Source organism: Thauera aromatica (assembly GCF_023093595.1).
GTDB lineage: Bacteria > Pseudomonadota > Gammaproteobacteria > Burkholderiales > Rhodocyclaceae > Thauera > Thauera aromatica_A.
The window spans coordinates 24,473-37,295 of record NZ_JALLIK010000107.1; the positions used below are offsets into that span (position 1 = coordinate 24,473).

11 protein-coding genes and 2 tRNA genes are annotated in these 12,823 nt (G+C 67.7%); 7 read left to right on the forward strand and 6 right to left on the reverse strand.

All coding sequences use genetic code 11. The features are described 5' to 3' along the window. Positions 1-86: 86 nt before the first annotated feature. Together rpmF and MXC99_RS12820 are read right to left on the reverse strand one after the other, a co-directional pair. On the reverse strand, positions 87-266 hold the full coding sequence (rpmF, locus tag MXC99_RS12815; protein WP_075148623.1) for a 50S ribosomal protein L32: 180 nt from the start codon (positions 264-266) through the stop codon (positions 87-89). Positions 267-295: 29 nt separating this feature from the next. Continuing rightward, on the reverse strand, positions 296-820 hold the full coding sequence (locus tag MXC99_RS12820; RefSeq protein ID WP_247725826.1) for a YceD family protein: 525 nt from the start codon (positions 818-820) through the stop codon (positions 296-298). 165 nt (positions 821-985) lie between these two features. Between MXC99_RS12820 and MXC99_RS12825 the strand changes: the two genes are divergently transcribed. Together MXC99_RS12825 and MXC99_RS12830 are read left to right on the forward strand one after the other, a co-directional pair. Continuing rightward, positions 986-1,561 (forward strand): Maf family protein, encoded by a 576-nt coding sequence (locus MXC99_RS12825; RefSeq protein WP_247725827.1) that lies wholly within the window; start codon positions 986-988, stop codon positions 1,559-1,561. After that, a complete protein-coding gene (locus MXC99_RS12830; protein ID WP_247725828.1) occupies positions 1,558-2,298 on the forward strand; it encodes an SAM-dependent methyltransferase in 741 nt (246 codons plus the stop codon). Before MXC99_RS12825 ends, MXC99_RS12830 begins: the two co-directional genes overlap by 4 nt. A gap of 89 nt (positions 2,299-2,387) precedes the next feature. On the opposite strand, the gene MXC99_RS12835 is transcribed toward MXC99_RS12830, so the two are convergent. Both MXC99_RS12835 and MXC99_RS12840 read right to left on the reverse strand, forming a co-directional pair. After that, complete coding sequence (locus MXC99_RS12835; protein ID WP_247725829.1) at positions 2,388-3,044, reverse strand: HAD-IA family hydrolase; 657 nt, start codon at positions 3,042-3,044, stop codon at positions 2,388-2,390. Beyond that, entirely contained in the window at positions 3,037-3,996 is a 960-nt protein-coding gene (locus MXC99_RS12840; protein ID WP_247725830.1) for an RluA family pseudouridine synthase, read from the reverse strand. Before MXC99_RS12840 ends, MXC99_RS12835 begins: the two co-directional genes overlap by 8 nt. 437 nt (positions 3,997-4,433) lie before the next feature. On the opposite strand from MXC99_RS12840, the gene MXC99_RS12845 reads away from it, so the two are divergent. After that, a complete protein-coding gene (locus MXC99_RS12845) occupies positions 4,434-7,508 on the forward strand; it encodes an Rne/Rng family ribonuclease (RefSeq protein ID WP_247725831.1) in 3,075 nt (1,024 codons plus the stop codon). A gap of 88 nt (positions 7,509-7,596) precedes the next feature. Here the strand turns inward: MXC99_RS12845 and MXC99_RS12850 are convergent, their stop codons facing one another. Together MXC99_RS12850 and uvrB are read right to left on the reverse strand one after the other, a co-directional pair. After that, the gene (locus tag MXC99_RS12850) at positions 7,597-8,067 is read right to left on the reverse strand and encodes a low molecular weight protein-tyrosine-phosphatase (protein ID WP_247725832.1); all 471 of its coding nucleotides are present in this window, start codon (positions 8,065-8,067) and stop codon (positions 7,597-7,599) included. A gap of 18 nt (positions 8,068-8,085) precedes the next feature. Then, positions 8,086-10,191: an excinuclease ABC subunit UvrB gene (uvrB, locus tag MXC99_RS12855; RefSeq protein WP_247725833.1), complete on the reverse strand. Its 2,106-nt coding sequence runs from the start codon at positions 10,189-10,191 to the stop codon at positions 8,086-8,088. Positions 10,192-10,346: 155 nt separating this feature from the next. On the opposite strand from uvrB, the gene MXC99_RS12860 reads away from it, so the two are divergent. The 4 genes from MXC99_RS12860 to fghA all read left to right on the forward strand — a co-directional run bounded on the left by MXC99_RS12860 (position 10,347) and on the right by fghA (position 12,794). After that, the gene (locus MXC99_RS12860; RefSeq protein ID WP_247725834.1) at positions 10,347-11,555 is read left to right on the forward strand and encodes an amino acid aminotransferase; all 1,209 of its coding nucleotides are present in this window, start codon (positions 10,347-10,349) and stop codon (positions 11,553-11,555) included. Positions 11,556-11,641: 86 nt separating this feature from the next. Further along, a tRNA-Asn gene (locus MXC99_RS12865) sits at positions 11,642-11,717 on the forward strand. A gap of 61 nt (positions 11,718-11,778) precedes the next feature. Beyond that, positions 11,779-11,854 (forward strand) — tRNA-Asn (locus MXC99_RS12870). Positions 11,855-11,945: 91 nt separating this feature from the next. Further along, on the forward strand, positions 11,946-12,794 hold the full coding sequence (gene fghA, locus MXC99_RS12875; RefSeq protein ID WP_247725835.1) for an S-formylglutathione hydrolase: 849 nt from the start codon (positions 11,946-11,948) through the stop codon (positions 12,792-12,794). Positions 12,795-12,823 lie beyond the last annotated feature (29 nt).

Sequence of the window (12,823 nt, forward strand, 5' to 3'; positions counted from 1 at the left end):
TCGCGTGATTCAGTCGGAAAAGTCGGAAAAAAAGCGGCGCAGGCGCAAAGCGCACTGCGCCGCCCTCGTGCGTGCGGGCAGCAGGATTACTCGCCCTTGACCTTCAGGACCTTCTTGCCGCGATAAAAGCCATTGGGGCTGATGTGGTGGCGCAGATGCACTTCACCGGTGGTCGGTTCCACGGCGAGCGCCGGGCCGGTGAGGAAATCGTGGGCACGATGCATGCCACGCTTGGACGGGGATTTCTTATTCTGCTGAACGGCCATGAGAAACGCTCCTAAAACAAATATCGCGCCTATTTCGCGCTGGGACTGCCTCGCAGCGACGCCAACGCAGCGAAAGGCGATTCTTTCGACGCGCCGCCGACGGGACGTGGCGCATCACAATTTTCGTGCCGCGGGGCGACCGGCAGCGCCAGCAGGATCTCGTCTTCGAGAAGCGCGAGCACATCGAGATCGCCCTCGACTTCGATCGCATCGACCTCGTCGTCCTCGAGTTCCTCTTCCGGGATCGGCTGCCTTGCCCTGACCAGATGCAAGCGGGAGTCGAGCCCGAGCACCCACGGCAAACCGCCCAGACAGCGCTGGCAGCACAGATCGAGCGGCCCGCTCGCGGTCAGGCGCAGCCGCGGCTCGCGCCGAGCGCCGTCCCCGACAAGCGCCCCTTCCAGCTTCCAGAGCACACTTCCCTCGCTCGAGGCGAGAGCGTCGCTGAGGCGCAGCAAATCGGCCACAGCGACCTCGCCCTGAACCGAGCGCTCTTCTGCGGCGAACCTGAAAGGGTCGGAGATCACTCTCGACGGGATGCCTTGTTGCGACATAAGCCGCGCATGATATTATTTTTTCGAGCTTTGTGTAAAGCCACCCTGCATCGACCCACACCGCTGGCCAGGCCAATCCGCGGCAACGCCACACGGCGGCCGTTCCCGCTCGACGCCGTCTGCCGCTTCCGTTCCCGCTCCTGCCCCACTTCGCACTGCGCCCCCATGAATCTCGTTCTCGCCTCGACTTCCGCCTACCGCCGGATGCTGCTCGAGCGCCTGCAGCTGCCGTTCTCGATCGACCGCCCCGAAACCGACGAGACGCCGCTGCCCGGCGAACCCCCCACCGCCACCGCGGAGCGGCTGGCGGCCGAGAAGGCGCGCGCCGTTGCCGCACGCTGGCCCGACGCCCTCATCATCGGCAGCGACCAGGTCGCCTGCCTCGGCGACGAGATTTTCGGCAAACCCGGCACCGAAGAACGCGCCATCGCCCAGTTGCAGCGCATGCGCGGGCAGACGGTGACCTTCCACACCGCCCTCGCCGTACTCAACACCCGCAGCGGCCGGCTGCAGGTCGAAGGCGTGCCGACGCAGGTCCGCTTTCGTCCACTGAGCGACGACGAGATCCGCCGCTATGTCGCCAAGGAACGCCCGCTCGACTGCGCCGGCAGCGCCAAATCGGAAGGGCTGGGAATCGCCCTGCTCGAAGCCATGCCCGGCGACGACCCCACCGCGCTGGTCGGCCTGCCGCTGATCGCCCTCGCTCGCATGCTGCGCGCCGAAGGCCTGGAGCTGCCGTGAGTCACACCGCCTCCGCCCCCCCGAGAGGAACGCTCTACCTCGTCCCGGTCGCCCTCGGCGAGGCGCCCTGGGCGGCTTTCCTGCCCACACAGGCACAGGCCATCGCCTCCGGCCTGCACCACTTCGTGGTCGAAACGGCGCGCGCCGCGCGCGCCCACCTGAAGCAGCTCGACTACCCGCACCCACTGCGTGAAACCGACATCCGGGAGCTGCCGGCCGATGCGCAGGCCGCCGACCCTGCCCTGCTCGACGCCCTGCTCGCCCCCGCGCTGAACGGCACCGACCTCGGCCTGATGTCGGACGCCGGCTGCCCGGCGGTCGCCGACCCCGGCGCCCGCCTGGTCGCCCGCGCCCACGCGCTGGGGATTCGCGTCGTGCCGCTGGTCGGCCCCTCCTCGATCCTGCTCGGCCTGATGGGCTCCGGACTGAACGGCCAGAGCTTCGCCTTTCACGGCTACCTGCCCGTCGATGAAGCCGGGCGCGACACCGCCCTGCGCACCCTCGAGAGCGAATCGCGCCAGCTCGGCCGCACCCAGATTTTCATCGAGACCCCGTATCGCAACGAACGCATGTTCGACGCCCTGCTCAAGCTGCTGCGGCCCGACACCCGCCTGTGCGTCGCCTGCGAACTCAACACCGCAGGCGAACTCCTCCTCACCCGCAGCATCCGCGACTGGAAGAAGGCGCCGCGCCCGGCGCTCGCCAAGCGTCCGGCGCTGTTCCTGCTCCTGGCCTGACCTCCGCGGCCGGAGCCGGCGGCACTTCCGTGCATCGGCACGCGCGCGGCACCACCGGCTCGAACGCGTTCGCTCAGGCGTCCCCGCACTCAGGCATGCTCGAACAGCCAGCGCACCAGTTCGTGCGGCCGATGCACGCAGGCCAGCGGCGACTCGGCCTCCAGCGCCGCCGCCGGATGGGCGCCGAAAGCGACCGCGAGCGCGGCGGTGCCGGCATTCTTCGCCATCTGCAGATCGTGCGTGGTGTCGCCGACCATCAGCGTGCGCTCGGGCCGCACGCCCAGCTCATCCATGATCTGTTCGAGCATCGCCGGGTGCGGCTTGGAAAAGCACTCATCCGCGCAGCGCGTGCTGTGGAAATAGGCGCCGAGCCCGGTATGGCCGAGCGCACGATCGAGTCCGACCCGGCTCTTGCCGGTCGCCACGCCGAGCATCCGCCCGCGCCCGGCCAGAGCAGCGATCATGTCGACGACGCCTTCGAACAGCACCAGTTCGTGGTCCCGCGACAGGTAGTGATGGCGGTAGCGCTCAACCATGCGCGGATAATCGGCTTCCGCCAGTTCCGGCACCGCATGGCGCAGCGCATCGCCCAGCCCCAGCCCGATGACGTAGCGCGCACGCTCGTCCGAGGGTGCGGGCAGGCCGAGGTCGCACGCTGCCGCCTGCATCGCGCGCACGATCGCCGCGGCCGAATCCATCAGGGTGCCGTCCCAGTCGAAGACGATCAGATCGAAACGCTCAGTCATATCTTTTCTCCGCGGCATCGAGCCGCTCGATGAAGGATTGCAGATCGTCGGGCAGCGGCGACTCGAAGGCGAGCGCCTCGCCCGTCAGCGGATGGCGGAAGCTGAGCCGCGCCGCGTGCAGGAACATGCGCTTCAGCCCCTCGCCCTCGAGGCGCTTGTTGAGAGCGAAATCGCCGTACTTGTCATCGCCGCACAACGGAAAGCCGAGATGCGCCAGATGGACGCGGATCTGATGCGTTCGCCCGGTCTTCAGCTCCACCTCGAGCAGGCTGTAGCCGCCCCAGCGCTTGACCAGCCGCATCACGCTGTGCGCCGGCTTGCCCTCGTCACTGACCCGCACCCTGCGCTCACCCTCGGCGGTCAGGTATTTGTAGAGCGGCGCCTTCACGTGCTGCAGCGGATTTGCCCAGCGCCCCGGCACCAGGGTCAGGTAGCGCTTCTCCACCCGGCCTTCGCGCAGCATGTCGTGCAGCGCGGTCAGCGCGGAGCGCTTCTTGGCGACAATCAAGAGACCCGAAGTTTCCCGGTCGAGCCGATGCGCCAGTTCGAGCAGGCGCACCTCGGGGCGCTGTGCGCGCAACTGCTCGATGACGCCGTAGCTCACTCCGCTGCCGCCATGCACGGCCTTGCCCGAAGGCTTGTCGATGACGAGCAGGGCATCGTCCTCATACACCACCGGCAACGGCTTGCCCGCTGGCGCCGGGGCGCTGCGTGTCGGCTCGGCGACCCGGATCGGCGGGATGCGCACCTCGTCTCCTTCCACCAGGCGGTAGGTCTGCTGCACCCGGCGTCCATTGACCCGCACTTCACCGCTGCGCAGGATGCGATAGACGTGACTTTTCGGCACCCCCTTGGCGATGCGCAACAGGTAATTGTCGATGCGTTGCCCCGCAGCCTCCTCGTCGATCCGCGCGTGGCGAACCGCGATCGCTTTGCCTTCAATCATCGTCATGAAATATACTTCCGGGCGATCGACCCGGTCGCTGCCAACCAAGTGCGACGCGTCTAATTTTCCCTGCAGGTCGAAACATCTGCATCGAAGGCGTGCGCAGACTGCTGGCAATGAGCCCTGAAGAGCGCTCCCGGCTCGATCGTTGCCCGCCATCCAAGGCCGAAAAGGCGCCGATGGTAACGCAACCGTCCCACTTCGACATACCCATCCAGCCCGCGGGTTGGATTTTGACGCACAAACCGCACAGCAGGATCAAATGCTCCGGCCCAGGCCCACAACCGGCGGGAGCAAGAGAATATCGACCAGCCGACCCATCACAGCCCGACAAACCCACCGGATGAAAGCAGCAGTCATGTCCAGTCGCTCCTGATCCCGGAAAGCGCGATGGTGCGCGCCGTTCGTCCTGCCCGTGTGCTTTGCGCGGGAGAACGATCCAAATGAAGCGCATGCTTTTCAACGCGACGCAGGCCGAAGAACTGCGCGTCGCAATCGTAGACGGTCAGAAACTGATCGATCTCGATATCGAATCGGTCGCAAAAGAAGAACGCAAGAGCAACATCTACAAGGCGGTCATCACCCGCATCGAGCCCAGCCTCGAGGCGGCTTTCGTCGACTACGGCGCCGAGCGCCACGGTTTCCTGCCGTTCAAGGAAATCTCGCGCGCCTACTTCCAGCCCGGCGTCGATGCCGGCAAGGCCTCGATCAAGGAAGCGCTGAGGGAAGGCCAGGAACTCATCGTCCAGGTCGAAAAGGACGAGCGCGGCAACAAGGGCGCGGCGCTCACCACCTACATCTCGCTCGCCGGCCGCTACCTGGTGCTGATGCCGAACAACCCGCGCGGCGGCGGCGTGTCGCGCCGCGTCGAAGGCGACGAGCGCGCCGAACTGCGCGAGGCGATGGACCAGCTCGAAGTGCCCTCGGGGATGAGCCTGATCGCGCGCACCGCGGCAATCGGCCGCTCCGCCGAAGAGCTGCAGTGGGACCTCAACTACCTGCTCCAGCTGTGGACCGCGATCGAAGGCGCGGCGCAGAGCCAGTCCGGCGCCTTCCTGATCTACCAGGAAGGCAGCCTGGTGATCCGTGCGATCCGCGACTACTTCCAGCCCGACATCGGCGAGATCCTGATCGACACCGACGACATCTTCGAGCAGGCGTGCCAGTTCATGGCCCACGTCATGCCCGCGAACGTCTCGCGGGTAAAGCGCTACAGCGACGACGTGCCGCTGTTCTCGCGCTTCCAGATCGAGCACCAGATCGAGTCGGCCTATTCGCGCCAGGTGAACCTGCCTTCGGGCGGTGCGGTCGTGATCGACCACACCGAGGCGCTGGTGTCGGTCGACGTCAACTCGGGCCGCGCCACCAAGGGCGCCGACATCGAGGAAACCGCGCTGCGCACCAACCTCGAAGCCGCCGACGAGATCGCCCGCCAGCTGCGCCTGCGCGACCTCGGCGGCCTGATCGTGATCGACTTCATCGACATGGAGTCGGCGAAGAATCAGCGCGAAGTCGAAAGCCGCCTGCGCGACGCCCTGCGCCACGACCGCGCCCGCGTGCAGACCGGCAAGATCAGCCGCTTCGGCCTGCTCGAGCTCTCGCGCCAGCGCCTGCGCCCGGCGCTCGCCGAAACCAGCTACATCACCTGCCCGCGCTGCAACGGCACCGGCCACATCCGCAGCACCGAATCGTCGGCGCTGCACATCGTGCGCATCCTCGAAGAGGAAGCGATGAAGGAGAACACCGGCGCGGTTCACCTGCAGGTGCCGGTCGATGTCGCCACCTTCCTCCTCAACGAGAAGCGCGTCGATATCGCGCGCATCGAGATGCGCCACAAGGTGCAGCTGATCATCGTCCCGAACCGCCATCTGGAGACGCCGGCGCACGAGATCATCCGCCTGCGCCACGACCAGCTCAACGCCGAAGACATCGCCCTGGCCAGCTACCAGATGGTGCAGAAACCGGACGAAGAGCAGCAGCGCCTGCCATCGAAGGCCAACGAGCGTCCGCCGCGCCAGGAAGCCGCGGTCAAGGGCATCGCCCCGGCCCAGCCGGCGCCGATCGCGGCCGCCGCGCCGGCCGCGGCGGCTCCCGCGGCGGCGCCCCAGCCCCCGTCGAAGGGCCTGTTCGCCCGCATCATCGGCCTGTTCACCGGCAAGAAGGCCGAGGCGCCACCGCCAGCGCCCGCCGCCGCAGCCGAAGCTGCACCGAAGCGGGAGAGCCGCGGCCGCAGCGAGCGCAGTGGCGAAGGCCGCCGCGGCAACGGCAACCGTGGCCGCCGCAGCGAACGCGATAGCGATCCCCAGGGTGGGCGCGGTCCCCGCACCGAGCGCAGCGAAGGCACCGAGCGTCCGCAGCGCGGCGCGGCTTCTGTAGAGCGGTCCGAACGTCCTGAACGCAGTGAACGCGCCGAGCGCACGGAAAAAGCCGAACGCGCAGAAGGCGGCCGCCGCAGCCGTGGCCAGCGCGGTAACCGCGAAGAAGAAGCGCTCGAGCGCAACGAAAAGGCCGCCGAGCCCCGTGCCACCGTCGCCGACGACGAGCGCCTGACCGCGCAGACGACAAGCGTCCTCGCGGCTGCGGCCACTGCCGAGGCGCTCGCGCCAGAAGCGGCCGCCACCGCAACGCCGACCGCCGAAATCGCCACGGAAGAAGGCGCTCCGACCGAGAAACGCCGCCGTCGCGGCCGTGGTCGCGGCCGCCGTACCGGTGAAGCACAAGCCAACGCAGCGGGCTTCGGCGAGGGCGGCACCGAAGCTCAGGGTGAAGAAAGCACGCCGGCTCCGGCTCCCGAGGCGGGCGAAGCCGCCGTAACCACCTCCGCCCCGAGCGAAGACGCCCCCGTCGTCGCTGCGACACCGGCCATCGACGCCACGGCCATCGACACGGCGGCCGTCAGCGCTGAAGCCGCGACCGCCCCCCGGCCGTTCGAGCACAGCACGGCAACGCTAGCAGGCGATTCGACCCCGGCCGAAGCAGAACTTCCGGTCGCCGTGTCCGGCGCAGTGACCATCGAACCTGCGCCGCAAGCGCCGACCGAAGCGCCCCCGGCCCCGGTCCGCGTCGTCGCGCCGGAAGTAGCCTCGCCGGATGCGGTCGCCGCCTCCAGCACCGAGGCCGCGGAGTCCGCCGAGGCCCCGGTCACGCCCGAAGCGGCCACCGAGGCCGAGGCGGCAGCACTTCCGCCGCTGCTCATCGAACCCCTCGAAGCGGAAGCCCCCCCCGCCAGCGGCGCGCTCGAACCCGAGCCCGCGGCAACGGCGGCGGTCGAAGCGCCGATGGACGCGCCCGCACCGGCCGCAGGCCCCGAGCCGGCGGCGAGCAGGCCGGAGCACGCCCCGAGCGCGCCGATCTCGGTGCCGGATAGCAGTGGACTGGTCAAGATCGAAACCGACCCGTCCAAGCTCGTCCACTTCGGCAGCGGCGCGGTCGAATCCCCGGCGCGCCTCGGCCGCAAGCCGCGAACCGCTCCGGTCATCGTCGATGAGCCGCTGCAGCAGGTAGAAACCCGCAAGTAAGCCCCCGGCAGCGCAAGGCCGTCTCGCAAGAGACGGCCTTTTTACGTTCCGCCGGGGACCGCAACACTCGGCATCGTGGTCTGCACGCTCAGGCGTGCGGCCCGATCGACTCCAGTAGCCGGCGTACGCCGTATTCGCACATTTCGAGCACGCGATCGAAGTCCTCCGCGGTGCCGTGGTACGGGTCCGGCACTTCGTCCGCGAACCCCGAACGCGCCGCGAACTGCATGAACAGCCCCAGACGCGGTCGATACGGCTCGGGACAGAGGGCTTGCATTCTCTCGAGATGGCCGCGGTCCATCCCCAGCAGCAGATCGAAGCGTTCGAAGTCCTCCGCCACCAGCGCCCGCGCTCGGAGTGCCGACAAGTCGTAGCCGCGCTGCGCCGCTGCGCGCTGCGTCCGCCGGTCCGGCGCCTCGCCGACGTGATAATCGAGCGTCCCCGCCGAATCGACCGTCACCTTCCCCGCCAAGCCGGCGGCCTCGATCAGATGGCGCGCGACGCCTTCGGCGGTGGGCGATCTGCAAATGTTCCCGGAACACACGAACAGGATTTTCACCCTTTCCTCCTTCCTCGCTCAGGCGCTGCCATGCTGGTCGGCGCCGAACGCGCGCTGGCGCAGCCTGAACAGTTCGTCACGCGCAGCCGCCGCCTTCTCGAATTCGAGGTTGCGCGCGTGCTCCTGCATTTCCTTCTCCAGCCGCTTGATCGTTTTCGCCAGCGCCTTTTCGTCCATCAACGCATAGTCGGCGCCCTTCTCGGTGACGCGGGCGGCGTCGCGCTTGGCCCCGTCGGCATCATAGACGCCGTCGATGATGTCCTTGATCCGCTTGGTGACCGTCTTCGGCACGATGCCGTTCGCCGCGTTGAAGGCGACCTGCTTCTGCCGGCGGCGCTCGGTCTCGCCGATTGCCGCCTTCATCGAATCGGTGATGCGGTCGGCGTAGAGGATGGCGGTGCCGTGGATGTGGCGCGCGGCGCGGCCGATGGTCTGGATCAGCGAACGCGCGGAACGCAGGAAGCCCTCCTTGTCGGCGTCGAGGATCGCCACCAGCGACACCTCGGGGATGTCGATGCCTTCGCGCAGCAGGTTGATCCCGACCAGCACGTCGAACTCGCCCAGGCGCAGGTCGCGGATGATCTCGACGCGCTCCACGGTGTCGATGTCCGAGTGCAGGTAGCGCACGCGGATGCCGTTGTCGGCGAGGTAGTCGGTGAGATCCTCGGCCATGCGCTTGGTCAGCACCGTCACCAGCACGCGCTCGTTCACCGTGAGGCGCTTCTTGATCTCGCCGAGCAGATCGTCCACCTGGGTCAGCGCCGGGCGCACCTCCACCACCGGGTCGATGAGCCCGGTCGGGCGCACCACCTGCTCGACCACCTGGCCCTGGTGCTGCGCCTCGTAGGCCGCCGGCGTGGCGGAGACGAAGATCGTCTGCGGCATCAGGCGCTCGAACTCGTCGAACTTGAGCGGCCGGTTGTCGAGCGCCGAGGGCAGGCGAAAGCCGTAACCGACGAGGTTCTCCTTGCGCGAGCGGTCGCCCTTGTACATGCCGCCGACCTGGCCGATGGCGACGTGCGACTCATCGACGAAGAGCAGCGCATCGGCCGGCAGGTAGTCGATCAGCGTCGGTGGCGGCTCGCCCGGCGCGCGCCCGGAAAGATGGCGCGAGTAGTTCTCGATGCCCTTACAGAAGCCCATCTCGTTGAGCATCTCGAGGTCGAAGCGGGTGCGCTGCTCGATGCGCTGCGCCTCCACCGGCTTGCCCTCGCGCTGGAAAAAGGCCACGCGCTCGGCCAGCTCCGCCTTGATTGCCTCGATCGCCTGCAGCACGGTGGCGCGCGGGGTCACGTAGTGGCTCGACGGATAGACGGTGAAGCGCGCGAGCTTGTGCTTGAGGTGGCCGGTGAGCGGGTCGAACAGGGTCAGGTGCTCGATCTCGTCGTCGAACATCTCGATGCGCACCGCCAGTTCGGCGTTCTCCGCCGGGAAGACGTCGATGACGTCGCCGCGCACGCGGAAGGTGCCGCGGCGAAAGTCGATGTCGGCGCGGGTGTACTGCATCGCCACCAGGCGCTGGATCAGGTCGCGGTGCGCCATGCGCTCGCCCTCGCGCAGGTGCAGGATCATCGCGTGGTAGTCGACCGGGTCGCCGATGCCGTAGATGCACGACACCGTGGCGACGATGACGACGTCGCGCCGCTCCATCAGGCTCTTCGTCGCCGACAGCCGCATCTGCTCGATGTGCTCGTTGATCGACGAGTCCTTCTCGATGAAGAGGTCGCGCGAGGGCACGTAGGCCTCGGGCTGGTAGTAGTCGTAGTAGCTGACGAAGTACTCGACCGCGTTCTCGGGCAGGAACTCCTTGAACTCGGCGTAGAGCTGCGCCGCCAGCGTCTTGTTCGGCGCCAGCACCAGCGCCGGGCGCCCCATGCGGGCGATGACGTTGGCCATGGTGTAGGTCTTGCCCGAGCCGGTCACGCCGAGCAGGGTCTGGAACAGCAGGCCGTCCGCTACGCCCTCGCACAGCAGGCGGATCGCCTCGGGCTGGTCGCCGGCCGGCGGAAACGGCTGGTGCAGGCGGAAGGGGCTACCTTCGAAGCCCAGCACCACCGCCCCTTCCGCTGCTGCCGGATTTCCTGCCGCTGCCCCCTCTCCCACGTTCTTGCCTCGACGCGTCATGCTAGAATTTCCGTTTGTTTTTCAGCGGTTCGCCCCTGGCTGGGGCGTACACGCCAAAGTGTCGATTATTTCCCAAATCGCGGCTCGAGGCACGCAGTGCCGTCCCCCCGAGCCGCGGCCGATCTGCCCGCACAACCGCAACAACTGGAGTTTCCATGTCCGCTTCGATCTTCGCCGCCGTCGAGATGGCGCCCCGTGACCCGATCCTTGGCCTGAACGAGGCTTACGCCGCCGACACCCGTGCCGAGAAAGTCAACCTCGGCGTCGGCGTGTACTACGACGACAACGGCAAGATCCCGCTGCTGGCCGCCGTGCGCGCCGCCGAGAAGGCCCGCCTCGAAGCCATGCCGCCGCGCGGCTACCAGCCGATCGAAGGCCTCGGCGCCTACAACAGCGCCGTGCAGAACCTGCTGTTCGGCAAGGACTCCGCCCTCGCCACCAGCGGCCAGGTGGTCACCGTCGAAGCGCTCGGCGGCACCGGCGCACTGAAGGTCGGCGCCGACTACCTGAAGCGCCTGCTGCCCGGCGCCACCGTTTACATCTCCGATCCGAGCTGGGAAAACCACCGCGCCCTGTTCGAGTCCGCCGGTTTCCCGGTCGAGAACTACCCCTACTACGACGCCGCCACCCGCGGCGTGAACTTCGCCGCGATGAAAGCCAAGCTCGACAGCCTGCAGCCGGACTCGATCATCGTGCTCCACGCCTGCTGCCACAACCCCACCGGCGCCGATCTGTCCGACGCGCAGTGGGACGAAGTCGTCGCCGTGTGCCGCAACCGCGGCCTGATCCCCTTCCTCGACATGGCCTACCAGGGCTTCGCCGACGGCATCGCCGCCGACGCGGTCGCGGTGCGTGCCTTCTCCGCCAGCGGACTGCAGTTCTTCGTCTCGAGCTCGTTCTCGAAGAGCTTCTCGCTCTACGGCGAGCGCGTCGGCGCGCTGTCGATCGTCACCGCCAGCAAGGAAGAAGCCGGCCGCGTGCTGTCGCAGGTCAAGCGCGTGGTCCGCACCAACTATTCCAACCCGCCCACCCACGGCGGCGCCGTCGTCGCCGCGGTGCTGAACTCGCCCGAACTGCGCCAGATGTGGGAGGATGAACTGGCCGGCATGCGCGAGCGCATCCGCGCCATGCGCACCGGCTTGGTCGAGCAGCTGAAGGCCGAAGGCGTGGCGCAGGACTTCTCCTTCGTCGTCAAGCAGCGCGGGATGTTCTCCTACACCGGGCTGACCACCGCCCAAGTCGAGAAGCTGAAGGCCGACTTCGGCATCTACGCGGTGTCGACCGGCCGTATCTGCCTCGCCGCGCTGAACTCGAAGAACATCGGCTACGTGGCGAAGGCGATCGCCCAGGTGGTGAAGAACTGATTTATCCCGGCGAGGGCGGTGAATCGGAAATTTCCCGCCCTCGCCTTGACTGGTGCGCATTTCTTTCCTAGAATGCGCGCCTCTGTTCCCCGATAGCTCAGTCGGTAGAGCGCCGGACTGTTAATCCGTAGGTCCCTGGTTCGAGCCCAGGTCGGGGAGCCAAGTTTCAGGACTTGGTGTTCTCCAGCGAACAGCGAGTCGCAGCGAAGGCTGCAAAGGTAATTCCCCGATAGCTCAGTCGGTAGAGCGCCGGACTGTTAATCCGTAGGTCCCTGGTTCGAGCCCAGGTCGGGGAGCCAAGACACGAAGAAGCCAATCCTCCGGGGTTGGCTTTTTCATTTGGCAGCGCTCATCCGCACCGTCATTCATTTCCGATCACGGAGGCCGCCCATGAGTCTCGAAACACTCAGCCCCCAGCGCTGCTTCGGCGGCTGGCTGCAGCGCCTGCGCCACCGCTCGACCACGGTGGATTGCGACATGACCTTCGCGATCTATCTGCCGCCACAGACGGAACGCGGTGAAAAGCTGCCGGTGCTGTACTGGCTGTCCGGCCTGACCTGCACCGACGAGAACTTCATGCAGAAGGCCGGGGCCCAGCGTCTGGCAGCCGAACTCGGCCTCATCCTCGTCGCCCCCGACACCAGCCCGCGGGGGCCGGACGTGCCGGGCGACCCGGACGGCGCCTGGGACTTCGGCCACGGCGCGGGCTTCTACGTGAACGCCACCCAGGCCCCGTGGTCGCGCCATTACCGCATGCACGACTACGTGGTGCACGAGCTGCCCGCCCTGATCGAGGCACACTTCCCCGCCTCCGACCGGCGCGGCGTCAGCGGCCATTCGATGGGCGGCCACGGCGCGCTGATATGCGCGCTGCGCAACCCGGGCCGCTACCGGTCGGTGTCGGCCTTCGCCCCCATCGTCAATCCGATGCGCTGCCCCTGGGGCGAGAAAGCTTTCTCGCGTTACCTGGGCGAGGACCGTGAGCACTGGCGGCAATGGGACGCCTGCGCCCTGCTTGCCGGCACAACCGAACGCCTGCCGCTGCTGATCGATCAGGGCGACAAGGACGGTTTCCTGGTCGAGCAGCTCAAGCCCGAAGCGCTGCAGGCCGCGGCCAATACAGCCGGCCATCCGCTGACGCTGCGCCTGCAGCCCGGCTACGACCACAGCTACTACTTCATCGCCAGCTTCATCGACGACCACCTGCGCCATCACGCGCGGGCGCTCGCCGATCGGTAGCACAACGCAGCCGCCTCCCTGATCCGGCG